General features: G+C 68.0%; 27 protein-coding genes. 19 read left to right on the forward strand and 8 right to left on the reverse strand.

The genetic code is table 11. The features are described 5' to 3' along the window. Together J0J01_RS29770 and J0J01_RS29775 are read right to left on the reverse strand one after the other, a co-directional pair. On the reverse strand, positions 1-676 hold a 676-nt coding region (locus tag J0J01_RS29770; RefSeq protein WP_296387259.1), incomplete at its 3' end, for a CPBP family intramembrane glutamic endopeptidase. Beyond that, positions 673-1,311 (reverse strand): type II CAAX endopeptidase family protein, encoded by a 639-nt coding sequence (locus J0J01_RS29775; protein WP_296387260.1) that lies wholly within the window; start codon positions 1,309-1,311, stop codon positions 673-675. The genes J0J01_RS29775 and J0J01_RS29770, both read right to left, overlap by 4 nt. Positions 1,312-1,484: 173 nt before the next feature. On the opposite strand from J0J01_RS29775, the gene ffh reads away from it, so the two are divergent. The 12 genes from ffh to leuB all read left to right on the forward strand — a co-directional run bounded on the left by ffh (position 1,485) and on the right by leuB (position 10,376). Further along, positions 1,485-2,894, forward strand: coding sequence for a signal recognition particle protein (gene ffh, locus J0J01_RS29780; RefSeq protein WP_296387261.1), 1,410 nt, complete (start codon positions 1,485-1,487; stop codon positions 2,892-2,894). A 29-nt stretch (positions 2,895-2,923) separates the two neighbouring features. Continuing rightward, positions 2,924-3,289, forward strand: coding sequence for a 30S ribosomal protein S16 (gene rpsP, locus J0J01_RS29785; RefSeq protein WP_296387262.1), 366 nt, complete (start codon positions 2,924-2,926; stop codon positions 3,287-3,289). After that, positions 3,289-3,813 (forward strand): ribosome maturation factor RimM, encoded by a 525-nt coding sequence (gene rimM / locus J0J01_RS29790; RefSeq protein WP_296387263.1) that lies wholly within the window; start codon positions 3,289-3,291, stop codon positions 3,811-3,813. The genes rpsP and rimM overlap by 1 nt, the downstream gene beginning before the upstream one ends. A gap of 1 nt (position 3,814) precedes the next feature. Further along, positions 3,815-4,531, forward strand: coding sequence for a tRNA (guanosine(37)-N1)-methyltransferase TrmD (gene trmD / locus J0J01_RS29795; RefSeq protein WP_296387264.1), 717 nt, complete (start codon positions 3,815-3,817; stop codon positions 4,529-4,531). 16 nt (positions 4,532-4,547) lie between these two features. Further along, on the forward strand, positions 4,548-5,015 hold the full coding sequence (gene rplS, locus J0J01_RS29800; RefSeq protein ID WP_296387265.1) for a 50S ribosomal protein L19: 468 nt from the start codon (positions 4,548-4,550) through the stop codon (positions 5,013-5,015). 7 nt (positions 5,016-5,022) lie between these two features. Beyond that, positions 5,023-6,468 carry a 3-isopropylmalate dehydratase large subunit gene (gene leuC, locus J0J01_RS29805; protein WP_296387266.1) on the forward strand — a complete coding sequence of 482 codons (1,446 nt, stop codon included), beginning with the start codon at positions 5,023-5,025 and terminating at the stop codon, positions 6,466-6,468. A 92-nt stretch (positions 6,469-6,560) separates the two neighbouring features. Then, entirely contained in the window at positions 6,561-7,142 is a 582-nt protein-coding gene (locus tag J0J01_RS29810; RefSeq protein ID WP_296387267.1) for an RDD family protein, read from the forward strand. Between the two features lie 11 nt (positions 7,143-7,153). Beyond that, positions 7,154-7,636: an RDD family protein gene (locus J0J01_RS29815; protein ID WP_296387268.1), complete on the forward strand. Its 483-nt coding sequence runs from the start codon at positions 7,154-7,156 to the stop codon at positions 7,634-7,636. A 7-nt stretch (positions 7,637-7,643) separates the two neighbouring features. Next, positions 7,644-7,973, forward strand: a complete 330-nt coding sequence (locus J0J01_RS29820; RefSeq protein ID WP_296387269.1) for a TM2 domain-containing protein — start codon at positions 7,644-7,646, stop codon at positions 7,971-7,973. 80 nt (positions 7,974-8,053) lie between these two features. Then, positions 8,054-8,386: a GYD domain-containing protein gene (locus J0J01_RS29825; protein ID WP_296387270.1), complete on the forward strand. Its 333-nt coding sequence runs from the start codon at positions 8,054-8,056 to the stop codon at positions 8,384-8,386. 123 nt (positions 8,387-8,509) lie between these two features. Then, positions 8,510-9,124 carry a 3-isopropylmalate dehydratase small subunit gene (gene leuD / locus J0J01_RS29830; protein WP_296387271.1) on the forward strand — a complete coding sequence of 205 codons (615 nt, stop codon included), beginning with the start codon at positions 8,510-8,512 and terminating at the stop codon, positions 9,122-9,124. A 130-nt stretch (positions 9,125-9,254) separates the two neighbouring features. Continuing rightward, complete coding sequence (leuB, locus tag J0J01_RS29835; protein ID WP_296387272.1) at positions 9,255-10,376, forward strand: 3-isopropylmalate dehydrogenase; 1,122 nt, start codon at positions 9,255-9,257, stop codon at positions 10,374-10,376. A 9-nt stretch (positions 10,377-10,385) separates the two neighbouring features. Here leuB and J0J01_RS29840 read toward each other — a convergent pair whose 3' ends face one another. Together J0J01_RS29840 and J0J01_RS29845 are read right to left on the reverse strand one after the other, a co-directional pair. Then, entirely contained in the window at positions 10,386-11,144 is a 759-nt protein-coding gene (locus J0J01_RS29840; protein WP_296387273.1) for an anti-sigma factor, read from the reverse strand. Further along, entirely contained in the window at positions 11,125-11,682 is a 558-nt protein-coding gene (locus J0J01_RS29845) for a sigma-70 family RNA polymerase sigma factor (RefSeq protein ID WP_296387274.1), read from the reverse strand. The genes J0J01_RS29840 and J0J01_RS29845 overlap by 20 nt, the downstream gene beginning before the upstream one ends. 94 nt (positions 11,683-11,776) lie before the next feature. Between J0J01_RS29845 and J0J01_RS29850 the strand changes: the two genes are divergently transcribed. Together J0J01_RS29850 and J0J01_RS29855 are read left to right on the forward strand one after the other, a co-directional pair. Beyond that, positions 11,777-12,649, forward strand: coding sequence for a metallophosphoesterase (locus J0J01_RS29850; RefSeq protein WP_296387275.1), 873 nt, complete (start codon positions 11,777-11,779; stop codon positions 12,647-12,649). Between the two features lie 2 nt (positions 12,650-12,651). Beyond that, the gene (locus tag J0J01_RS29855; RefSeq protein WP_296387276.1) at positions 12,652-13,008 is read left to right on the forward strand and encodes a cupredoxin domain-containing protein; all 357 of its coding nucleotides are present in this window, start codon (positions 12,652-12,654) and stop codon (positions 13,006-13,008) included. 93 nt (positions 13,009-13,101) lie between these two features. On the opposite strand, the gene J0J01_RS29860 is transcribed toward J0J01_RS29855, so the two are convergent. Then, positions 13,102-14,760 (reverse strand): helicase HerA-like domain-containing protein, encoded by a 1,659-nt coding sequence (locus J0J01_RS29860; protein ID WP_296387277.1) that lies wholly within the window; start codon positions 14,758-14,760, stop codon positions 13,102-13,104. A gap of 29 nt (positions 14,761-14,789) precedes the next feature. On the opposite strand from J0J01_RS29860, the gene J0J01_RS29865 reads away from it, so the two are divergent. Together J0J01_RS29865 and J0J01_RS29870 are read left to right on the forward strand one after the other, a co-directional pair. After that, a complete protein-coding gene (locus tag J0J01_RS29865; protein WP_296387278.1) occupies positions 14,790-15,665 on the forward strand; it encodes a TIM barrel protein in 876 nt (291 codons plus the stop codon). A gap of 9 nt (positions 15,666-15,674) precedes the next feature. Continuing rightward, positions 15,675-16,547, forward strand: a complete 873-nt coding sequence (locus tag J0J01_RS29870) for a PhzF family phenazine biosynthesis protein (RefSeq protein WP_296387279.1) — start codon at positions 15,675-15,677, stop codon at positions 16,545-16,547. On the opposite strand, the gene J0J01_RS29875 is transcribed toward J0J01_RS29870, so the two are convergent. Genes J0J01_RS29875 through J0J01_RS29885 form a run of 3 tightly spaced genes read right to left on the reverse strand, consistent with a single transcriptional unit; the run spans position 16,544 to position 19,102 of the window. Continuing rightward, positions 16,544-17,467: a glutathione S-transferase family protein gene (locus tag J0J01_RS29875; protein WP_296387280.1), complete on the reverse strand. Its 924-nt coding sequence runs from the start codon at positions 17,465-17,467 to the stop codon at positions 16,544-16,546. The genes J0J01_RS29870 and J0J01_RS29875 overlap by 4 nt on opposite strands. A 55-nt stretch (positions 17,468-17,522) precedes the next feature. Then, positions 17,523-18,185: a ribulose-phosphate 3-epimerase gene (gene rpe, locus J0J01_RS29880; RefSeq protein WP_296387281.1), complete on the reverse strand. Its 663-nt coding sequence runs from the start codon at positions 18,183-18,185 to the stop codon at positions 17,523-17,525. Positions 18,186-18,196: 11 nt separating this feature from the next. Then, positions 18,197-19,102 (reverse strand): prephenate dehydratase, encoded by a 906-nt coding sequence (locus J0J01_RS29885; protein WP_296387282.1) that lies wholly within the window; start codon positions 19,100-19,102, stop codon positions 18,197-18,199. Between the two features lie 168 nt (positions 19,103-19,270). Here J0J01_RS29885 and J0J01_RS29890 point away from each other — a divergent pair, with 168 nt between their 5' ends. From J0J01_RS29890 to J0J01_RS29900, 3 genes are all read left to right on the forward strand, one after another. After that, positions 19,271-19,804 carry a cytochrome c family protein gene (locus tag J0J01_RS29890; protein ID WP_296387283.1) on the forward strand — a complete coding sequence of 178 codons (534 nt, stop codon included), beginning with the start codon at positions 19,271-19,273 and terminating at the stop codon, positions 19,802-19,804. A 90-nt stretch (positions 19,805-19,894) separates the two neighbouring features. Beyond that, positions 19,895-20,665, forward strand: a complete 771-nt coding sequence (gene hisN / locus J0J01_RS29895; protein WP_296387284.1) for a histidinol-phosphatase — start codon at positions 19,895-19,897, stop codon at positions 20,663-20,665. Between the two features lie 272 nt (positions 20,666-20,937). Next, a complete protein-coding gene (locus J0J01_RS29900; protein WP_296387285.1) occupies positions 20,938-21,693 on the forward strand; it encodes a hypothetical protein in 756 nt (251 codons plus the stop codon). Positions 21,694-21,772: the final 79 nt, after the last annotated feature.

Genomic DNA, 21,772 nt, shown 5'->3' on the forward strand with positions numbered 1-21,772 from the left:
GCGATTGCCCTCCGCACCGCCATCCCGCGGCCAACGGCGCACGGCCAAAACCAGCTTCCGACAGACGCCTTCGGCACGCCTGCTCAACCTCCGCATACCGCTCTCGCGCCGCCTGCCAATCTACCTCTCGGTGAGAAATGCAGGCTAGCGGGAAGGCGACAGCGATATAGGCCAGCTCCTGATGGGCTAACGCGAACAGGATGCTGGTGCCGATCATGGCGACGCGCGGCCCCCAGCGGCCTTCGAACCAGGCATAGAGCAGACCGCGGAACACCACTTCCTCGGCCAGCGGAGAGAGAACGCCGATCACCACGAGGCTCGCGGCGGCCTGGTGCGGCTCTCGGACCATCTCGGTCACGTCCTTCAGCAAGGCGGACTCCTGCACCAGCAAGCCCAAGGAAAAACCCAGCGCCAAGGTGCCCGCCACCCCGGCCAGCACGAAGCGCAGGCTCGTCGGTCGGAAGCCCAGCCGTCCGAAGACGTCCTCATGTGAGGCCATTGCCAACGCGACCGCGACCAGCATGGCGACGTAGAAGGCGGCCGAGTTCTCCGACGACGTGGTAGGAGGCACGAGGTACGCAATCCCCCAGTAAACCGGGATCACGGCCACTACGAAGATCGCGAGCGACCACCAGCGCACCGGCGGGCTCGGGTCTGCTCCCTCGGCGCCGCTCATAGGCCGGGCAGGTAGACCGCCGCCAGCAGGGCGAAGCCGTTGTTCAGGATGTGCGCGAACAGCGACGGCAGCAGCGAATCGGTGCGGCGCCGCAGCCAGCCGAACAGCAGGCCGAGCGGCAGCACCAGGATGACGTGCGCCGGCTCGACGTGGGCGGCGGCGAAGACGAGCGAGCTGATCAGCCACGCGGCCAAGCTGTTCCAGCGGCCGGCGATCCAGCCGTAGAGCAGGCCACGGAACACCAGCTCCTCGACCAGCGGCGCCAGCACGGCCAACAGCAGCAGGCTGATCGCGAGCTGCTTGGGCTCGCGCACGATCTCGATCACCTGCTTCATGCCCTGCGGCTCGAGGCCGAACTGGCTGACCCCGATCGACAGAGCGAGCGTGCCCAGCACACCGAACACCGGGTACTTCCAGTTGGCCGGCCGCAGGCCCAGCGCGGGAATCGCCGCCCAGCCGAGCGGCGCCACCGCCACGATCACGGCCAAGAAGCCGATCACGAAGAAGGCGCCAAGGACGGTCATCATCTCCCGATCGGGCAGGAAGGGGACCACGCCGAAGCCGATCGCCGGCAAAGCCGCCAGGAAAATGGCCAGGGACCACCACGGCACCGGCCGGTAGTCTTTGTAAATCAATGGGTTAACGTCCGTCGGCAAGCCTTTTGACTCCTCGGCCGGCAGGCCTTATACCCCGGCCGCTCAATCGGTCGTGCCGATTTATAAGTTCCCCCCTGTGGGGAGCTCCGTTGATCCGCGAAGGTTCGCGCATCGGCGCGATATCTGTTTGGGCGGAGTTTAGTGGCGGAACGATGTTCGAAGGTCTGAGCAAACGTCTCGGCGATGTGTTCGACCGGCTGCGGGGGCGCGGAGCGCTGACCGAGGCCGACGTCGACGCGGCCCTGCGCGAGGTGCGCACCGCGCTGCTCGAAGCCGACGTCGCCCTGCCTGTCGTCCGCCAGTTCGTCGACGAGGTCCGTCCCAAGGCGATCGGCGCCGACGTCATCCGCTCGGTCACGCCGGGCCAGATGGTGGTCAAGATCGTCAACGATCACCTGGTCGAGATGCTGGGCGGCACCGTCGCCGACCTCGACCTCAACGCCATCCCGCCGGTCGTGATCCTGATGGTCGGCCTTCAGGGCTCGGGCAAGACCACGACCTCGGCCAAGATCGGCTATCGCCTCGCCCAGGGCCCGCAGGGCATGGCCGCCGAGATGTTCGGCACCGAGGGCACCTTCGCGGGCAGGCGCAAGGTCATGATGGCCTCGCTCGATACCCGCCGCCCGGCCGCGCAGCAGCAGCTCAAGGTGCTGGGCGAGCAGACCGGCGTGCCGACCCTTCCCATCGTGCCGCTCGAGATGCCGCTCGCCATCACCCGGCGGGCGATGGAGACGGCGCGGCGCGAGGGCTTCGACGTCCTCATCCTCGACACCGCGGGCCGTCTGTCGATCGACGAAGAGCTGATGACGGAGGTCAGGCAGATCTCCGACCTGGCCAAGCCCAAGGAAACCCTGCTCGTCGCCGACGCCATGACCGGCCAGGACGCGGTCAACACGGCCAAGGCGTTCAACGAGCGCCTCGCGGTCACCGGCATCGTGCTGACCCGAGTCGACGGCGACTCTCGCGGCGGCGCCGCGCTGTCGATGCGCGCCGTCACCGGCCGCCCGGTCAAGCTGATCGGCGTCGGCGAGAAGTTCGATGCGCTGGAACCGTTCCATCCCGACCGCATCGCGTCGCGCATCCTCGGCATGGGCGACATCGTCTCGCTGGTCGAGCGCGCCGCCGAGACGATCGAGAAGGAAGACGCCGAGAAGCTCGCGGCCAAGGTCCGCAAGGGCCAGTTCGACATGGACGACCTGCTGAGCCAGCTCCGGCAGCTCAAGAAGATGGGCGGCATGCAGGGCCTGCTCGGCATGCTGCCGGGCGCCATGCAGGCCAAGGCCGCGATGTCCAAGGCCAAGATCGACGAGAAGCAGCTCAAGCGTCAGGAGGCGGTGATCCTCGCCATGACGCCCAGGGAGCGGCGCAACCCCGACATCATCCACGCCTCGCGCAAGAAGCGCATCGCGGCCGGGTCGGGCGTCGCCGTGCAGGACGTCAACAAGCTGCTCAAGCAGCACGCCGACATGCTCAAGATGATGAAGCGAGTGAACAAGCTCGGAGAGAAAGGATTCATGCGCAGCCTCGGAGGCATGCAGCCCCCGCCCGGTTTCCCGCGCTGAAGTTTGCTGAAGATATCGAAGGAGACAGAATGCTAGCCATCCGCATGAGCCGTCACGGGACGAAGAAGCGCCCGTTCTTCCACATCGTGGTCGCCGATTCGCGCAGCCCGCGCGACGGCCGCTTCATCGAGAAGCTCGGCACCTACAACCCGCTGCTGCCGCGCGAGCACGAGAAGCGCATCACCATGGACAAGGAGCGCATCGCGCACTGGCTCAAGGTCGGCGCCCAGCCGTCGGATCGCGTCGCCAAGTTCTTCGCCCAGGCCGAGCTGATGAAGCCGCGCGAGCGGCGCGAGCAGACCAAGAAGAGCCAGCCCAAGGCCAAGGCGCAGGAGCGCATGAAGGCGGCGGCAGCCGCCGCCGAGAAGCCGGCCGAGGAGGCCGCGGCGAGCTGATGGGGTCGGACCGCGTCCTGCTCGGCGTCGTCGCGGCGCCGCACGGAGTGCGCGGTCTGGTGCGCATCAAGAGCTTCACCGAGGAGCCGATGGCGGTCGCCGCATATGGCCCGCTGTCGGACGAGACGGGGAAGAAGGAGTACCGGGTCGAGGCCCTCAGCGCCGCACGCGGCGCGGTTCTGGCCCGGATCGAGGGCGTAGCCGATCGCACGGCGGCCGAGGCATTGCGCGGTTTGCGGCTCTACGTGGAGCGCAAGCGATTGCCGGAGGCGGGCGAGCGGCAGTGGTACGAGGCCGACCTGATCGGCCTCGAGGCGGTCGGCACGGACGGCCGGGATTGGGGGAAGGTCACGGCCTTCCACGATTTCGGCGCCGGGTCGGTGATGGAGGTGTCGGGTGGCGTGATGCTGCCTTTCACCGACGAGGCAGTGCCCGAGATCGACGTCGAGGGCGGCAAGGTTGTGGTCTCACCGCCGGCGGGCTTGCTCGCCGGGGGCGCGGCCGAGAAGGAGGACGAGAGCTGACGTGTGGCGCGTGACGGCGCTGACGCTCTTCCCGGAGATGTTTCCGGGCCCGCTGGGCGAGAGCCTGGCCGGCAAGGCATTGAAGGAAGGCGTATGGGCGCTGGAGGCGGTCGATATCCGGCGGTTCGCCAAGGATCGCCATGGCACGGTGGACGATGCTCCCTTCGGGGGCGGCGCCGGCATGGTGATGAAGCCCGACATCCTGTCGGACGCGATCGCCGCGGTGGCGCTGCCAGAAGTGCCCAAGCTGTTGATGTCGCCGCGCGGCAAGCCGTTCAGTCAGGCTTACGCGCGCGAGTTGGCCAGGGGACCGGGGGTGATCCTGGTCTGCGGCCGGTTCGAGGGCATCGACGAGCGGGTGATCGAGGCGCAGGCGTTGGAAGAGGTTTCGGTCGGCGATTTCGTGCTCTCGGGCGGCGAGATCGCGGCCATGGCGGTGATGGACAGTTGCGTACGGCTGCTGCCCGGCGTGATGGGCGCGGCCCGGTCGGGCGACGAGGAGAGTTTCGAGGACGGATTGCTGGAGTACCCGCACTACACGCGGCCGGCGTCGTGGACCGGACCGGACGGGATCGAGCGGCGCGTGCCGGAGATCCTGGTCTCGGGCCACCACGGCAAGGTCGCCGAATGGCGGACGAAACAGCGGCAAGAGATCACGCGGGCGCGGCGGCCGGATTTGTGGGCACGCCGAACCGCGAAGAGAGACGAAGAGAAGTGACGAAAGGACAAGGGCGATGAACATTCTCGACACGCTGGGCCAGGCCCAGATGGACAAGGTCACGGCCGAACGGCCGGTGCCGCGTTTCGAACCGGGCGACACGCTGCGCGTGCACGTCAAGGTGCAGGAAGGCAACCGCGAGCGCATCCAGGTCTATGAAGGCCAGTGCATCGCGCGCAAGAACGCCGGCGTGAACTCCTCGTTCACCGTGCGCAAGATCTCGTTCGACGAGGGCGTCGAGCGCGTGTTCCCGCTCTACAGCCCGAACATCTGGGAGATCGAGGTCGTCCGTAAGGGCATCGTGCGCCGCGCCAAGCTCTATTACCTGCGCGACCTGCGCGGCAAGGCGAGCCGCATCGCCGAGGACGTCGAGGCCCAGCGCGAGCTGATCGCCGAGCAGACGCCGCGCCGCGAGAAGCTCAAGAAGGAAAAGCCCAAGGAAGAGAAGAATGTGCGGGCCGCCAAGGGCGGCGGAAAGAAGTAGGCGCACCATGGCGTTCCGCAAGAAGTCGGCCACGCCGCCGCCCCCGCCACCTCCGCCGCGGACCCTGTTCGAGAAGATCTGGGACAACCACGTCGTCCATCGCCAGGACGACGGCACCTGCGTCCTCTACATCGACCGTCACCTCGTCCACGAGGTGACCAGCCCGCAGGCCTTCGAGGGCCTGCGGATGGCCAACCGTCCGGTGCGTCGCACCGACGCCACCATCGCCGTCGCCGACCACAACACGCCGACCACGCCGATCGAGCAGGGCGGCATGGACGAGGAATCGCGCATCCAGGTCGAGACGCTCGAGAAGAACGTCGCCGACTTCCACGTGCCGTACTTCGACATGAACGATGCCCGCCGCGGCATCGTGCACGTGATCGGCCCCGAGCAGGGCCTGACCTTACCGGGCATGACCATCGTGTGCGGCGACAGCCACACCTCGACGCACGGCGCGATGGGCGCGCTGGCCTTCGGCATCGGCACCTCGGAGGTCGAGCACGTGCTCGCCACCCAGACGCTGATCCAGAAGCCGGCGAAGAACATGCGCGTGTCGGTCGACGGCAGCCTGCCGCTCGGCATCACCGGCAAGGACGTGATCCTCGCCATCATCGCCAAGCTCGGCACCGCCGGCGGCACCGGCTACGTGATCGAGTATGCCGGCCGGGCGATCCGCGAGCTGACGATGGAAGGCCGCATGACGGTCTGCAACATGTCGATCGAGGCGGGCGCCCGCGCCGGCCTGATCGCGCCGGACGAGACGACCTTCAAGTATCTCTACGGCCGTCCCTACGCCCCCAAGGGCGGCGCCTGGGACCTGGCGCTCGCGCAGTGGCGTCGCCTGCCGTCCGACAAGGGCGCGACCTTCGACACCCAGATCGACCTCAACGCTTCGGACATCCCGCCGATGGTGACCTGGGGCACCAGCCCGCAGGACGCGCTGCCGATCACCGACGTCATTCCCGATCCGGCCAATGCGCCTGACGAGAACAAGCGCGAGGCGTGGACCCGGTCGCTGGCCTATATGGGCCTGACGCCGGGCACCAAGCTCGTCGACGTGCCGATCGACCGGGTGTTCATCGGCTCGTGCACCAACGGCCGCATCGAGGACCTGCGCGCTGCCGCCGAGATCGCCCGGGGCCGCAAGGTCGCCGCCGGCGTGTCGGCGATGGTCGTACCGGGCTCGGGCCTGGTGAAGGCCGAGGCCGAGAAGGAGGGTCTCGACAAGATCTTCCTCGAGGCCGGCTTCGAATGGCGCATCCAGGGCTGCTCGATGTGCCTCGCCATGAACGCCGACCGGCTGGAGCCGGGCCAGCGCTGCGCCTCGACCTCGAACCGCAACTTCGAAGGCCGGCAGGGCCGCGGTGGGCGCACCCACCTGCTCAGCCCGGCGATGGCGGCGGCGGCCGCGATCAAGGGCACCCTGGCGGATGTTCGCGATTATCAATAGGCGCGACTACCGATAGCCGGGGCACAACGGACAGTGGTAATCTTCGCGGGCGGTGCAGCAATGCACCGCCCGCTTTCTTTCGGGAGGACGCCATGCCCTCGGTGCCCAATTCGGGCCCTGCCGCACCGCCGCCGCCGGTCTGGGACGCGACGCCGAGCGGCACGGTCCCGGCGCGATATGCCGGCTTCTGGCTGCGCGCGGTGGCAGCGCTCATCGACGGCATCGCCTTGATCATCGTCTGGGAGATCCTGTCGTTCTTCATTCCGAGGCCGACCGACCTGACGCCGCCCGCGCCGGACAGCGGCCTGGAGGTCCAGCTCGCCTACTTCCGGGCGCTCCTGGACAGTCCGGCGCCGACTCTGTCCGCGCTCGTCACCGCCGTCGTCTCCTGGGCGTACTTCGCGTTCCAGGAGACCTCGAAGGCCCAGGCGACGCTCGGCAAGCGCGTGCTCGGCATCCGGGTGTCCACTCAGGACGGCGGCCGGCTCAGCCTGGGGGCGGCCACGCTGCGCACCTGGCCGATGTATCTCCACAACATCGCCTGGCTCGTGTCCGGGTGGCTGAACTTCGTCGTCCTGTTCCTGGCTTTCATCGCCTGCATCGCCGTCGCCTTCTCCAGCCGCAAGCAGGGGCTGCACGACAAGATGGCAGGCGCCCTTCTCACCCGGAATTAATCGAGGAGCCCATGGCCGCCGTACTCCCTTCCCCGTCCCGTCCTGCTCCGCCGCCACCGCCGGTCTGGCACGCAGACCGCGCCCCGGCGACCGGCTACGGCGGCCTCGCGATCCGGGCCGTTGCCGGGATGATCGACGGCATCGCGGTCGGCGCCGTCGCGGCCGCCGCGATCGTGCTGCTCGGCTCGAAACTGGCGATCCCCTTCCGGTTCGGGCCCGAATTCGCGCTCGCGAGCGTGCTCGTCGGCTGGCTCTACTTCGGCCTGCTGGAAAGCTCCGACTACGGGGCGACGCTCGGCAAGTGGATCCTGGGCCTCCGGGTGGTCGACGACCAGGGCGGCCGCATCTCCTTCCTGCGGGCGAGCGGGCGGTTCTTCGCGAAGTTCATTTCCGCCCTCATCCTGACGATCGGCTTCATCATGGTGGCGCTCACCGACCGCAAGCGGGCCCTGCACGACATCCTCGCCGGCACCCTGGTCGTCACGGTCCGCTGAGCCGACCATGACGCTACCAACCAACGCGCCGCCGCCGCCGATGTCGGATGCCGCACGCCTGATGCAGTACGATGCCGCCAAGAAGTCGACCGGCATCGCCTATCTCCTGTGGTTCTTCCTGGGCGGCCTCGGCGTGCACCGGTTCTATCTCGGCCAGACCGGGACCGGCGTGGCGATGGCCATCATCTTCGTGATCTCCTGGATCACCGTCTTCATCGGCATCGGCTTCATCGGGCTTGCCGCCATCGGGATCTGGCTGATCGTCGATGCCTTCCTGATCCCCGGCATCACGGCGCGCGCGAACATGGAGCTGGCGACCCGGCTGGGCAGGCCCTGATGGTCAAGCCGCGCCAAGCGGCATAGCCTGCCCCTGGGCCAGCCGAGTGCGTGCTGGCTGGCCGACCCAGGGGGTCGAACATGCCGATCTACATGTATCAAGCGGCGTACACCGCCGAGTCATGGGCGGCGCAACTCAAGAATCCTCAGAATCGCGTCGAGGCCGTGGGCCGGACGCTGTGCGAGGCGGCAGGCGGTAAACTGCTTGGCGCCTGGTACTGCTTCGGCGACTACGACCTCGTCATCGTCGCCGACGTACCCGACAACGCCAGCATGTCGGCCGTTGCCCTGGCGGTCGCTGCCGGCGGCGCCATCAAGTCCGCCAAGACGACGGTCCTGATGCCCGGGACGGAGATCGTCTCCGCCCTGCAGAAGGCCGGCACGGTCGCCAAGGGCTACAAGGCGGCCCGCTAGACCTCGTCCATTGGGGACGCCGGTCCGTCCGGCGCCCCCCATGGCGACCCCATGGCACCCCCGTCGCACCGGCTTGACGGGCCGGCTGAAAGCCCGTTTATTCCGGCGTCCACGAGGGAAAACATGGAAAAATTCACGACGCTGCGCGGCGTCGCCGCACCGATGCCGATGGTCAATATCGACACCGATATGATCATCCCGAAGAACTTCCTGAAGACCATCAAGCGCACCGGGCTGAAGGACGGCCTGTTCTACGAGATGCGCTGGACGCCCGATGGCCAGAAGAAGGACTTCATCCTCGACCAGCCGGCCTACCAGAACGCCAAGATCATCGTCGCCGGCCCGAATTTCGGCTGCGGCTCGAGCCGCGAGCACGCGCCGTGGGCGTTGCTCGACTTCGGCATCCGCTGCGTGATCTCGGAGAACTTCGCCGACATCTTCTACAACAACTGCTTCAAGAACGGCATCCTGCCGATCAAGGTGCCGAAGGAAGTGATCGACAAGCTGATGGACGATGCGAGCCGCGGCTCCAACGCCGTCATCGAGGTCGACCTCGAGAAGCAGGAGATCAAGGGCCCGGACGGCGGCACCGTCCATTTCGACATCGATCCGTTCCGCAAGCGCTGCCTGCTGGAAGGGCTCGACGACATCGGGCTCACGATGGAGAAGTCGTCCGAGATCGACGACTTCGAGAAGAAGCAGAAAGAATCGCAGCCCTGGCTGCACGCCGCGGAGTAACGCTCCGCTCCTCCGACGCACCGTGTCATCCCGAGCGAAGCGCGGGATCTATACTGATCGGCATAGATCCCTCGCTTCGCTCGGGATGACACCGTCCCCTGCCCTAAGCACCATACCCGAGAGATTCCAAATGGCTTCTTCCAATCGCAATCTGCTGGTGCTGCCTGGCGACGGCATCGGCCCCGAAGTCATGAACGAGGTGCGCAAGATCATCGCCTGGATGGGCAACAGGCGCGCGGTCGGATTCGACATCAAGGAAGACCTGGTCGGCGGCGCCGCCCTCGACAAGCACGGCGTGCCGCTCGCCGACGACACCATGATGCTGGCGCTCGAGGCCGACGCGGTGCTGTTCGGCTCGGTCGGTGGGCCGAAGTGGGACACCGCCGACTTCAGCAAGAAGCCCGAGCGCGGGCTGCTGCGGCTGCGCAAGGAGATGGACCTGTTCGCCAACCTGCGCCCGGCCAAGGTGTTCGACGCGCTGGTCGATGCGAGCTCGCTCAAGCCCGAGATCGTCAAGGGTCTCGACATCATGATCATCCGCGAGCTGACCAGCGGCGTGTATTTCGGCGAGCCGCGCGGCCGGCAGACCAACGCCAAGGGCGAGGTCGAGGCGTTCGACACCCAGCGCTACACGGTCGGCGAGATCCGCCGCGTCTGCGCCGTCGCCTTCGAGCTGGCGCGCAAGCGCCAGAACAAGGTTCTGTCGGCCGAGAAGGCGAATGTCATGCACACCGGCGTGCTGTGGCGCGAGGAGGCGACCAAGCTGCACAAGGAGAAGTACGCCGACGTGAAGCTCGAGCACATGTATGCCGACGCTTTGGCCATGCAGCTCCTGAGACAGCCCAACCAGTTCGACGTGATCGTCACCGACAACCTGTTCGGCGACATCCTGTCGGACGAGGCGTCGATGCTGACCGGCTCGCTCGGCCTGCTGCCGTCGGCCTCGCTCGGCGCGCCCGACGCGACCGGCCGGCGCAAGGCGCTGTACGAGCCGATCCACGGCAGCGCGCCCGACATCGCGGGCAAGGGCCTGGCGAATCCGATCGCCGAGACGCTCAGCTACGCGATGATGCTCCGCTACTCCTTCGACCTCGGCAAGGAAGCCGACCTGGTCGAGACGGCGGTCGAGAACGTGCTCAAGGCGGGCTACCGCACCGGCGACCTGCTGGTCGGCAAGACCGACGGCACCAAGAAGGTCGGCACCCAGGAAATGGGCGACGCCATCGTCAAGGAACTCGACCGGCTGGCTTAGTCTCTTCTCTTAACGATCCGAATCGACGGCGCGGTCGAGCGCCGTCGCGAAGGCCGTCATCTCCGACGGCGAGACATCCGACACGGCGCGCCAGTCGAAGCCGCGGTGGCGCCATTCGCCGACCGTGAACCCGTCGCGCTGGCTGACGCGCGCCGGCGCGTCGGCGCCCGTGGCCGGCCACAGGCTGACCGCCAGCTTGTGCTGGTTGCGGCGATAGACCAGCACCGCGACCTTGCGGCCATCGATCACGTCCAGCCGCCCGCCCAGCAGCGGGAAGCCGTTCGCCGTCAGGTCGTACACTGCCGGTGCGTAGTCGATCCGCCCGGCGTACCACGGCTTCACCGTGTGCCGGTCGGACGAAGCGACATCGACAGTGTGCTCGGCCATCGCCATCCGCAGATAGCTCGCGACAATCGCGTCCGAGTCGCCACTGCCCCGCCCCGTCAGCGTGCCGCCCGCCCAGCCGATACCAACCGCGGCAATCAGGCTGGCTGCGTAAGCCATCCAGCGCATGCGCTCGCCCCGCCTGGCGCCCGAGTGCCGTCCGGCGATGCCGCGCAGCTCGCGCTCCACGCGCGCGCGCAAAAGATCGGGCGCGGGCTCGGCCGGCAAATCGCGCAGCAGGCCGCCGATCGCGCGCGCCGAGTCCAGCCGCTTGCGGCACTCCGGGCAGACGGCGATCGAGCGCTCGAAGTCGGCGCTCTCGGTCGCGGTCAGCTCGCCATCGACGTAGGCGTCGACCATCGCCTCACAGGTCGGGCAGTCCATGCTCTCTCCTTCCGAGGCGGCCGCGCAGGTCGGCCGCCATGCGCCCGCGCGCCCGCGCGAGTCGCGACATCACCGTGCCGACCGGCAGATCGAGGACGGCCGCGATCTGCTTGTAGGGAAGATCCTGGATCTCGCGCAGGACCAGGATCTCCCGCATCTCCGCCGGCAGCGCCGCCAGCGCCTTCGCCACCTGCCGCCGCCGGTCGCCGGCCTGGGCGCTCTGCTCCGGGTCCGGACCCTCCGACGGCTGGTTCTCGACCACCTCCAGCGGCTGCTCGCCGCCGTGCTTGGCGCGCTGATCGATCCAGGTGTTGCGCACGATGCGCAGCAGCCACGGCTTGGCCTCCTCGCCGCGGAAGGCGTGGAAGTAGCGCAGCGCGCGCAGCATTGCTTCCTGCGCCAGGTCCTGCGCCGTCACGGGATCGCGCGTCAGCCAGCGCGCGAAGCCATAGGCCGCATCGAGATGCGGCAGCATCAGCGCGCGAAAACGCTCCACGGTTCCGGGATCGGGCTTCGGCGCCTCGGACATGCGGGCCATAGGACAGCAATACCGGCGCCCCGTCGATTTTATTCCCGACGGAATTTCGGTGCCTGCATCCCGGTAGGGACTGGCGATTGCCGAGGAGCACATCATGCAACAGACCGATCGCCGCCAATTTCTCAAGCTCGCCGGACTCGCAGGAGTCACATTCACTGCAGGCCTGTTCCCGCGCGGGCCGGCCGACGCCCAGTCGGGCGACTTCCACTTCGTGCAGTTCTCCGACACCCACTGGGGCTACAAGGGTGCCGCCAATCCCGATGCGGAGCACACGCTGGAGAGGGCCGTCGCGACGGTGAACGGCCTCGCCACCAAGCCCGACTTCATCGTCTTCACCGGCGACCTCACCCACACCACCGACGACGGCAAGCTGCGCCGTGAGCGCATGCAGCGCTTCAAGGAGATCGTCTCGGCGCTCAGCGTCAAGGACGTGCGCTTCATGCCTGGCGAGCACGACGCCTCGCTCGACAAGGGCGAGGCCTTCAAGGAGTTCTTCGGCGCCACCCACTGGACTTTCGACCACAAGGGCGTGCACTTCATCGCGCTCGACAACGTCTCCGACCCGGGCGCGAAGCTGGGCGACGAGCAGCTCGCCTGGCTGGCGGCCGACCTCAAGCAGCGCAAGACCGACGACCGCATCGTGGTCTTCACCCATCGACCGCTGTTCGATCTGGTGCCCAACTGGGACTGGGCCACCGCCGACGGCGCCAAGGCGGTCGCGCTGCTGATGCCCTACCAGAACGTCGTGGTGTTCTACGGCCACATCCATCAGGAGCATCACCACATGACGGGCCACATCGCCCATCATGCGGCCAAGTCGCTGATCTTCCCGCAGGCCGCGCCCGGCACCGCGCCGAAGCGTCCGCCGCCGCCGCCGTTCGACGCCTCGCTGGCGCCGCTCGGCACGCGCGACGTGGCGATGGCCAAGGCCGTCACCATCACCGAGCTGCCGGTCGTCAAGGCCTGATCATGAACCGCCGCCTGTTCGCCGCGCTGCTGATCGGCGGCGCGGCCAGCGGAGCTGCGCGCCTGCTCGCCGCCACCGAGCCCGGCATCGAGGTCAGCGTCGCGGCCAGCCGCTTCGAGTACACGCCCGACAAGGTCAAGGGGAAGGTCGGCGTGCCGCTCACCTTCGTGCTGACGTCGCTGGATCGCATCCATGGCTTCAAGATGCCGGAGTTCGGCATCCGCACCGACATCGTGCCCGACAAGGAGACACGGGTGACGATCACACCGACCAAGCCCGGCACCTTCACCTTCTTCTGCGACATCTTCTGCGGCGACGGCCACGAGGACATGGCCGGCACGCTGGTCGTGGAGGGCTAGGGCAAGAATTTCCTCCCCCATTTTGGGGAGGGTCGGCGCCATTTACGCCGACGGAGGGGTCATGATCGTCACGTCCCCCACTCATGACCCTTCCTATTTTTGCAGGCCGCCCAGCACGCCGCGCACCAGGTTGCCCAGGATGCCGGCGTTGCGGCCGCTGCCGAAGATCGCCTTCGAGGCCTCGCGCACCGCAATGTTGGTCGCGGTGCGGGCCGCCGACTTCACGATGGTCGTGGTGATGGTGTCGGCGCGGCTGGCCGGCGTCTTGGGCACCGGCGACGACTTGGGCTGCGCCTCGCGCAGGCGCGGCTCGGGCTTCGGCCTCGGCGCTTCCTCGGCCGGCGGCGGCGCGCTCGGGCTGCCCCCAGGACGACCCCAGGGTCCGCTCGGCGCCGCCGGCGGCGCCGAATCGTACTGGCCGCGGCGGCGCGGCGCCGGGGGCGAAGTCTCCTCATGCTGCACCTGGCCCGAACCGGCGCGCCCCATCAGCACCTCGTAGGCCGATTCGCGGTCGACCTCCTGGTCGTACTTGCCGGCGAGCGGGCTTGCCTTGATGACGGCTTCGCGCTCGGCGTCGGTCGCGGGGCCGATGCGGCCGCGCGGCGGGGCGACGAAGCAGCGCTCGACCGGCGTCGGCACGCCCTTGGGATCGAGGAAGGAGACCAGCGCCTCGCCGACGCCCAGCTCGACGATCGCCTCCGAGGCGGAGAACTTCTTGTTCGGCCGGAAGGTGTCGGCCGCGGTCTTCACCGCTTTCTGGTCCTTCGGCGTAAAGGCGCGCAGCGCGTGCTGCACGCGGTTGCTGAGCTGGCCCAGCACCGATTCAGGCACGTCGAGCGGGCTCTGGCTGATGAAATAGACGCCGACGCCCTTGGAGCGGATCAGCCGCACCACCTGCTCGATCTTGTCGAGCAGCGCCTTGGGCGCGTCGTCGAACAGCAGATGCGCCTCGTCGAAGAAGAACACGAACTTCGGCTTGTCGACGTCGCCCACCTCGGGCATCACCTGGAACAGCTCCGACAGCAGCCACAGCAGGAAGGTGCTGTAGAGCTTGGGGCTCTCCATCAGCTTGTCGGCGGCCAGCACGTTGATGCAGCCCAGTCCCGAGGGATCGGTGCGGATCATGTCCTTGAGGTCGAGCGCCGGCTCGCCGAAGAAGCGCGCGCCACCCTGCTGCTCGAGCGTCAGCAGCGCGCGCTGGATGATGCCGATCGACTGCTTGGAGACGTTGCCGTACTTGGTGGTGAGGTCGGCGGCGTTCTCGGCGGTCCATTGCAGCACCGCCTGCAGGTCCTTGAAGTCGAGCACCAGCAGGCCCTGCTCGTCGGCGACCTTGAAGACGATGTTGAGCACGCCCTCCTGCGTCGCGTTGAGCTGCAGCAGGCGGGCCATCAGCACGGGGCCGATCTCGCTCACCGTCGTGCGCACCGGATGGCCCTTGGCGCCGAACAGGTCCCAGAAGATCGTCGGGAAGGCGCGGCCGGCGTAGCCGTCGATCTTGAGCTGCCTGGCGCGCTCGACCGCGCGCGGATTGTTGGCGCCGGGAAGGGAGATGCCCGACAGGTCGCCCTTCACGTCGGCCATGAACACCGGCACGCCGTAGGCCGAGAAGCCTTCGGCCAGGGTCTGCAGGCTGACCGTCTTGCCGGTGCCGGTCGCGCCGGCGATCAGGCCGTGGCGGTTGCCGTATTTCAGCAGCAGGTACTGGTCGCTGTCGCCTGCGCCGACAAAGATCGAGGTATCGTCTGCCATGGCTACAGACTACCGGCTATGATCGCCGCATGAAACCGCGCCTTGCCCTGGCCGTGATCGGCGACGAGATCGGCCCGTCTTTGTCAGAAATGCTGACCTTTTGCGCCGAAAACGACGTGCGGCGCCTCGACATGCGCACCGTCGACGGCCGCAACCTGCTCGGCATGGAGCTCGACGAGGTCGATGCCATCGGCAAGCAGCTCAAGGCGGCCGGCATCGCCGTGCCGACCTTCGTCTCGCCGGTGCTGAAATGGGTGGCCCCCGGCAAGGCGCCGGCCGGCAGCAAGGTCGACTTCGCCTTCGATCCCGCGACCTGCCCGCGCGACGATGCGCTGGCGCATGCCTTCGACGTCGCGGTCGTGCTGGGCGCCACCCGGATCCGCGTGTTCAGCTTCCTGCGCTATCCCGGCTTCGCGCCGCACGATCTCGACGCGGAGATGGGCCGGCTGATCGATCTCGCCGGACGCAGCGAGGTCACCGTCGAGGTCGAGAACGAGCCGGTCTGCAACCTCGGCTCGGTCCCCGAGCTCGCCGCCTACTTCGCCAAGCAGATGGAGGAGGCGTTGGGCGAAGAGCCCTTCCGCCTGTTCCGGCCGCTGGTCGATATCAGCAACAGCTGGTCGATGGGCCAGCCGCCCTCCGACGCCGACATCGCGACCCTGGGGCCGCTGGTCGACCTGATCCACATCAAGGACCGCGACCTCGAGGCCCGGCGCACGGTGCCGGTGGGCGACGGCCAGGTGCCGTGGGCCCAGGAGCTCACGCGCCTGCTGAGCCACGTCGAGGCGCCTGAGGTGATCGCCAGCCTGGAGACGCACTGCCCGCAGGACGGCCGCAATGCCACAGCCAAATCGGTGGCGGCCCTGAGAAGAATTGCCGGCGAGATCGACGTGGAGATCGTCTAGAAGCGGCGCATGGCCGCCTACTCCTTCGTCACCGTCGACGTCTTCACCGACCGCCGCTTCGGCGGCAACCCGCTGGCCGTCTTCCCCGACGCCCGCGGTATCGGCGACGCCGACATGCAGGCGCTGGCCGCCGAGTTCAACCTCAGCGAGACGACCTTCGTGCTGCCGCCGGCCGACACAGCGAACACGGCACGGGTGCGCATCTTCAACCGCCGCCACGAGATGCCGTTCGCCGGTCATCCCAATGTCGGTACCGGCTGGGTGCTCGCCCGCCAGGGCCGCGCCAGGAACGGCATCCTCCGCTTCGAGGAGCTTGCCGGCCTGGTCGAGATCGAGGCCGGCGACAACGTCGTCACCATCGCCGCGCCGCAGCCGCTGTCGCTCGGACCGGAAATGCCGGCCGCGCTGGTCGCGAGCTGCGTCGGCATCGCGCCGAGCGACGTGATCGCGAAAGCGCATCGGCCGGTCAGCGCATCGGTCGGCAACTCCTTCGTGATCGCCGAGGTCACCGGCGAGGCGCTGACGCGCGCCACACCGGATATCGGCCGGTTCCGCGAGGCCCAGAAGACCTTTACGGCGATGGGCCCCAACCGCTTGCCGATCTATCTCTATGCTCATGACGGCAACCGCATCCGGACCCGCATGTTCTCGCCGCTGTCGGGCACCATCGAGGATCCGGCGACGGGCAGCGCGGCGACTCCTCTGGTGGCGCTGCTGCTGTCGCTCACGAAGGACAGCGAGCGGAAATTCGAGTTGGTGCAGGGCGTCGAGATGGGCCGGCCGAGCCGGCTGCTCTGCTCGGCCCATCGCGCCGCCGACGGCATCCGGGCCAAGGTCGGCGGCGGCTGCGTGCCGGTGCTGGAAGGCACGGTCGAGCTCTAGGCCGGCTGCACCAGGAAACCCGCGCGCGGGAAGTGGACGACGATGTCGCCCACCCGCTCGTCGCTGCGGATGATCGAGATGCGCTCGTTCGAGAGGCCGACCAGCGTGCCCGTTACCGGTACCTTGCCGGTGTCGTCGGGGGTGACGGTGATCTTCTGGCCGGCCTTGAGGCCGCTCGGGTCCTTGTCGTCGATCTTGGCCGACTCGGGCGTGGCGGCCTTGGCGACGTCGAGCGCTTCGGCGCCGGTCATCTCGGCGGGCTTGCCGCTGCCGATCGCCTTCATGCGGTGCGACCATTCGACGATCTTGGGGCAACGGTCGAGCGGCGACGGCGTGTCGCCAGCGCCCATACGGACCTGCAGGAACCACACCGGATTCCACAGCGCGCAGTCGGCGAGGCTCGGCACGGCGCCGAGCAGGAACGGCCGGCCGTCACGCAGCATCTGCTCGGCCAGCACGAGCTGGGCGTGGGTCTGCTCGCGCGCGAAGGGCTGCATCGCCTTCAGCCGGTCGGCGTCGAACGAGCGGCCGGAGAAGTCGCTGCGGTCCTTCTTGAAGGCCTCGGGGAGCTGGCCGCCGATCGCGCCCATCACCACGCCGACCGCCGACCAGAAGATGGTGCGGTCGATCCACATCGCGAGCGCCCGCGCCTCGCCCTCCTGCCCGACCGGCAGCAGCGGCGGCTTGGGATAGCGGCGCTCGATCTCGAGCATGATCAGCTGGGTGTCGCAGTAGATGTCGGCGCCGACCTGCAGGACCGGCGTCTTGCGATAGCCGCCGGTCAACGGCATCAGGTCGGGCTTGGGCATGATGTTGGGGATCACGACCGACTTCCAGGCGAGCTGCTTGAGGCCGAACGCCACCCGCACCTTCTCGGAGAACGGCGAGCTCGGATAGTGATGCAGGATCAGGTCGGCCATTTCGACACTCCCCAACTCAATGAATCGTCGCCAGCGCGACCAGAAGGGCGATCGCTCATCCGCGCAGCGCCTCGATGTTGGCGGCGTACTTCGCCCGCCCGCCGGAGAACACCGCGGTACCGGCGACCAGCGCATCGGCGCCGGCCTTCAGGCACTGCCGCGCGGTCTGCGGATTGACGCCGCCATCGACCTCGAGATCGATCGGCTTGCCCAGCGCATCGATCGCCTTGCGCAGCGCCGCGATCTTGGCGAGCTGCGAGTCGATGAAGACCTGGCCGCCGAAGCCCGGATTGACGCTCATCACCAGCACCAGGTCGACGTCGCCCAGCACCCATTCGATGGCGGCAAGCGGCGTCGCCGGATTGAGCACCAGGCCCGCGCGCTTGCCGTGGTGCTTGATGAGCTGGAGGGTGCGATGGACGTGCGGGCCCGCCTCGGGATGGAACGACAGGGTGTCGGCGCCGGCCTCGACGAAGGCCGGGATCAGCGGATCGACCGGCGTCACCATCAGATGCACGTCGAACGGCTTCCTGCTGTGCTTGCGCAGCGCCTTCACCACCACCGGCCCGATCGTCAGGTTGGGCACGAAGTGGTTGTCCATCACGTCGACATGGATCCAGTCGGCGCCGGCGGCGTCGATCGCCTCGACCTCCGCGCCCAGGGCGGAGAAGTCGGCGCTCAGGATCGACGGCGCGATGCGGACGGGCTTCTGCGGCATGGTTCCCTCGCTCAGGTCCCCGGTCGGGTCGGCGCGTCCCAGCCCTTGCGGCGGAAGGGATGCGCGGGGAAGGTGCCCAGCATCTTCAGCTCCTCGGAGAAGAAACGCAGCTCCTCCAGCGCCAGCTGCAGGCCGCGCTGGTCGGGATGGCCCTCGACCTCGGCATAGAACTGCGCCTGCTCGAAATGCGCACCGCTCAGGTAGCTCTCGAGCTTGACGATGTTGACGCCGTTGGTCGCGAAGCCGCCCAGCGCCTTGTAGAGCGCGGCCGGCACGCTCTTCACCCGGAACAGGAACGCCGTCATGCAGCGCACCGCGCGCCAGTCGGGCTTGGCCTCGTCGCGCGAGAACACCAGCATGCGGGTGGTGTTGTGGTCGGCGTCCTCGATGTTCTTCGCCAGCACCTTCAGGCCATAGATGCGCGCGGCGAGCGAGGAGGCGATGGCGCCGACCGCCTTGTCGCCCTCCTCGGCGATCTCGCGCGCCGCGCCCGCGGTGTCGGCATGGACCAGCGGCGCAATGCCGTGCTTCTTCAGGAAGTTCCGGCACTGCGACAGCGCCTGGACGTGGCTCTTGGCGGTCTTGATGCTGCCGAGGGAGGCGCCCGGCAGGACGACCAGGCAATGCTCGACCCGCTGGAAATGCTCGGCCACGATCTTGAGCCTGGTGTGCGGCAGCAGGCTGTGCAGGTCGGCGACGCGGCCGGCCACCGAGTTCTCGACCGGGATGATGGCGAGCTCGGCCTTGCCGCCCTGGACCGCGCCCATGGCTGAATCGAAGGTCGGGCACGGCAGCGTCGTCATGTCGGGGAACGCGGCATGGCAGGCCATGTCCGAGTTGGCGCCCGGCTCGCCCTGGTAGGCGATGGTGTTGCCGGCTTTCGACCCCGCGCGCGCCGCTGCCCGTCTCTTGGCCATCGATGAATGCTCCCCCTCGAATCTGCCGGAAAAGCCCGAAAAACCGTGCAAATTCCGGGGCTTGCGACGTTCCGCCGCGCGAATGCCGCGGCTCCGATGGAATACTACTGACCGGCCGGCCGTGCTACAGCAACGGCCGAAAAAAGACACCCGGGGCGAGATCGGACGATGGCTAGTTTCAACACGATGGCGGGCTGCTTCCTGGCTTCGGCGCTGTTCGCGATGGTGGTCGGCAAGGTCAGCAACGCGCTGGTGAGCGTGCATCCGCTGGAGAAGCCCGCGATCGCCGTCTCCGAGGCCGCACCCGAGGCGGCCGCCGGCGCCGAGAAGGCGCCCGAGCTGCCGGCGATCGGCCCCAAGCTCAAGGACGCCAACGTCGACCGCGGCAAGCAGCTCTTCCAGCAGCAGTGCTTCACCTGCCACACCATCGACAAGGGCGGCGTCAACAAGGTCGGCCCCAACCAGTGGGACATCGTCGGCCGCAAGAAGGCGAGCCACGAGGGCTTCAGCTACTCCTCGGTGCTGCAGAAGCTGGGCGGCGAGTGGAGCTACGAAGACATCAACCACATGATCTTCAAGCCGCAGGGTTTTGCGCGCGGGACCAAGATGGCGTTCGCCGGCCTGCCCAAGGAGCAGGATCGCGCCGACATCATCGCCTACCTGCGCAGCATGCACGACCAGCCGCTGCCGCCGCTGCCGTAGGCGCACCGGTGTTTGTGGCTTTCCCCCTCCGGCCTTCGGCCACCTCCCCCGTCTGACGGGGGAGGCCGGGAGGGGGTAAGCAACCCGGACATGACCGTCCCCGCCGACTTCGTCGCCCTCGCCAACCGCCTCGCCGATGCGGCGCGGCCGATCTCCTCGCGCTATTTCCGCACGCCCGTCTCCGTCGACGACAAGAGCGACGCCAGCCCGGTCACCGTCGCAGACCGCGAGGCCGAGGCGGCGATGCGGGCGATCCTCGCCCGGGAGGTGCCGCAGCACGGCGTCTACGGCGAGGAGCACGGCGTGGAGCGGGCCGATGCCGACTATGTCTGGGTGCTCGACCCGATCGACGGCACGCGCGCCTTCATCACCGGCCTGCCGATCTGGGGCACGCTGATCGCGCTGCTGCACAAGGGGAAACCCGTCCTGGGCGTGATCGACCAGCCGATCCTCAAGGAGCGCTGGCTGGGCGTCGAGGGCCTGCCGTCCACGTTCAACGGCCAGCCGATCCAGGTGCGCGCCTGCCCGACCCTCGACAAGGCCTATATGTATTCGACGACGCCGATCATGTTCTCCGGCGACGTCGCGAAGAAGCACGCGGCGCTCGCCGACGCGGTGAAGCTCTTCCGCTGGGGCGGCGACTGCTACGCCTACGGCCTGCTGGCCTCGGGCCATGTCGACCTGGTGGTCGAGAACGACCTCAAGCTCTACGACTTCGCGGCCCTCGCGCCGGTGATCAAGGGCGCCGGCGGGCTGATCACCGACTGGCGCGGCCAGGCGCTCGACATGACCAGCGACGGCTCGGTGCTGGCCGCCGGCGACGCCCAGGTGCACAAGGCGGCGACGCGCATCCTCGCCTAGGCCGCTCTGGACCGTTTCCACCGTTTTCGCGGTTTTTGTCAGCTCCACCGTTTTCAGCGAAGGCGCTTCGCAACGCGGGCCGGTGCCGCGCGGCGTCGAGCGGGAGAGGGGCTGAGAGCTCAGCATGTCCGCATTTTACCGCGCCTCGCGCCGCGGACCTATTATGGGCAATGGAACCGCGAAATTCGCCGGAAAATCAGGTCGAAAAACCCGTTCCATTGCCCAGAATGAGTCTCGCGAATCGGGCGAATCGATCGAAGGAGCGAACGACAATGCGCGACTACCTGGCCTGGCGACTGGCCTTCGGCGTGACGACGCCGTCGACCAACACGGTCGTCCAGCCCGAATACGACGACATGCGGCCGGCGGGCGTGACCAACCATCTCGCCCGAATGGCGATCGCCGACGATCCGGTGACCTCCGACGCCGACTTCGAGCGGCAGCTCGCGGCGATCGACAAGGCGCTGGAGCCCGCGGTCGCCCGGGTGATGGACGCCAAGCCCAACGCCTTCATCCTCGGCATCTCGGCGCTGTCGGTGTGGGGCGGCTCGATCGAATGGGGCGAGGAGCTGAAGCGGCGCGTCAGGAAGGTGGCGGGCTGGGACATCCCGATCGCGATCGCCTCGGACGCCGTCGCCGCCGGGCTGAAGGCGCACGGCATCAAGAAGAAGATCGCGATCATGGAGCCGTACTATCCCTGCATCGAGCCGCGGCTGAACGCGGTGCTGGGCCACTACGGCTACGAGATCGTCCGCTTCTGCCACATGCGCGGCAAGAGCCCGACCTCCTACTCGGTGCTGACGGCCCAGGACATGATCAAGGCCATCCGCTCGATCGACGGCCCGGACGTCGAGGCGATCGTCGCCTTCGGCGCCAACCTGCCCTTCGCCAAGCTGGCCGACGAGGCCGAGCGCTGGCTCGACAAGCCGGTGCTGCAGATCAACGCGACGACGTACTGGCACGCGCTGCGGACGAACGGGATTACGGACAAGGTGTGGGGGTATGGGTCGTTGTTGGCGCGGTTTTGACGGGTCAGGCCACCCAGCATCCCATGCATCTCTACGAAGAAATGCGTTTCCTCTACCGTCGCATGTCAAGAAGCAAAGT

The sequence above is a fragment of the Reyranella sp. genome, assembly GCF_017305915.1.
Classification (GTDB): Bacteria; Pseudomonadota; Alphaproteobacteria; order Reyranellales; family Reyranellaceae; genus Reyranella.

Excerpts from the sequence above, each read along its gene's own strand:
- hisN (WP_296387284.1), top strand. The coding sequence starts at position 19,895 with ATGACCGTCCCCGCCGACTTCGTCGCCCTCGCCAACCGCCTCGCCGAT.
- rplS (WP_296387265.1), top strand. The coding sequence starts at position 4,548 with ATGAACATTCTCGACACGCTGGGCCAGGCCCAGATGGACAAGGTCACG.
- J0J01_RS29825 (WP_296387270.1), top strand. The coding sequence starts at position 8,054 with ATGCCGATCTACATGTATCAAGCGGCGTACACCGCCGAGTCATGGGCG.
- J0J01_RS29820 (WP_296387269.1), top strand. The coding sequence starts at position 7,644 with ATGACGCTACCAACCAACGCGCCGCCGCCGCCGATGTCGGATGCCGCA.
- J0J01_RS29885 (WP_296387282.1), bottom strand. The coding sequence starts at position 19,102 with ATGGCCAAGAGACGGGCAGCGGCGCGCGCGGGGTCGAAAGCCGGCAAC.
- J0J01_RS29870 (WP_296387279.1), top strand. The coding sequence starts at position 15,675 with ATGGCCGCCTACTCCTTCGTCACCGTCGACGTCTTCACCGACCGCCGC.
- J0J01_RS29840 (WP_296387273.1), bottom strand. The coding sequence starts at position 11,144 with ATGGACTGCCCGACCTGTGAGGCGATGGTCGACGCCTACGTCGATGGC.
- J0J01_RS29875 (WP_296387280.1), bottom strand. The coding sequence starts at position 17,467 with ATGGCCGACCTGATCCTGCATCACTATCCGAGCTCGCCGTTCTCCGAG.
- leuD (WP_296387271.1), top strand. The coding sequence starts at position 8,510 with ATGGAAAAATTCACGACGCTGCGCGGCGTCGCCGCACCGATGCCGATG.
- leuB (WP_296387272.1), top strand. The coding sequence starts at position 9,255 with ATGGCTTCTTCCAATCGCAATCTGCTGGTGCTGCCTGGCGACGGCATC.
- J0J01_RS29890 (WP_296387283.1), top strand. The coding sequence starts at position 19,271 with ATGGCTAGTTTCAACACGATGGCGGGCTGCTTCCTGGCTTCGGCGCTG.
- J0J01_RS29815 (WP_296387268.1), top strand. The coding sequence starts at position 7,154 with ATGGCCGCCGTACTCCCTTCCCCGTCCCGTCCTGCTCCGCCGCCACCG.
- J0J01_RS29900 (WP_296387285.1), top strand. The coding sequence starts at position 20,938 with ATGCGCGACTACCTGGCCTGGCGACTGGCCTTCGGCGTGACGACGCCG.
- J0J01_RS29860 (WP_296387277.1), bottom strand. The coding sequence starts at position 14,760 with ATGGCAGACGATACCTCGATCTTTGTCGGCGCAGGCGACAGCGACCAG.
- rpe (WP_296387281.1), bottom strand. The coding sequence starts at position 18,185 with ATGCCGCAGAAGCCCGTCCGCATCGCGCCGTCGATCCTGAGCGCCGAC.
- J0J01_RS29850 (WP_296387275.1), top strand. The coding sequence starts at position 11,777 with ATGCAACAGACCGATCGCCGCCAATTTCTCAAGCTCGCCGGACTCGCA.
- J0J01_RS29855 (WP_296387276.1), top strand. The coding sequence starts at position 12,652 with ATGAACCGCCGCCTGTTCGCCGCGCTGCTGATCGGCGGCGCGGCCAGC.
- J0J01_RS29865 (WP_296387278.1), top strand. The coding sequence starts at position 14,790 with ATGAAACCGCGCCTTGCCCTGGCCGTGATCGGCGACGAGATCGGCCCG.
- ffh (WP_296387261.1), top strand. The coding sequence starts at position 1,485 with ATGTTCGAAGGTCTGAGCAAACGTCTCGGCGATGTGTTCGACCGGCTG.
- leuC (WP_296387266.1), top strand. The coding sequence starts at position 5,023 with ATGGCGTTCCGCAAGAAGTCGGCCACGCCGCCGCCCCCGCCACCTCCG.
- rimM (WP_296387263.1), top strand. The coding sequence starts at position 3,289 with ATGGGGTCGGACCGCGTCCTGCTCGGCGTCGTCGCGGCGCCGCACGGA.
- J0J01_RS29845 (WP_296387274.1), bottom strand. The coding sequence starts at position 11,682 with ATGGCCCGCATGTCCGAGGCGCCGAAGCCCGATCCCGGAACCGTGGAG.
- rpsP (WP_296387262.1), top strand. The coding sequence starts at position 2,924 with ATGCTAGCCATCCGCATGAGCCGTCACGGGACGAAGAAGCGCCCGTTC.
- J0J01_RS29810 (WP_296387267.1), top strand. The coding sequence starts at position 6,561 with ATGCCCTCGGTGCCCAATTCGGGCCCTGCCGCACCGCCGCCGCCGGTC.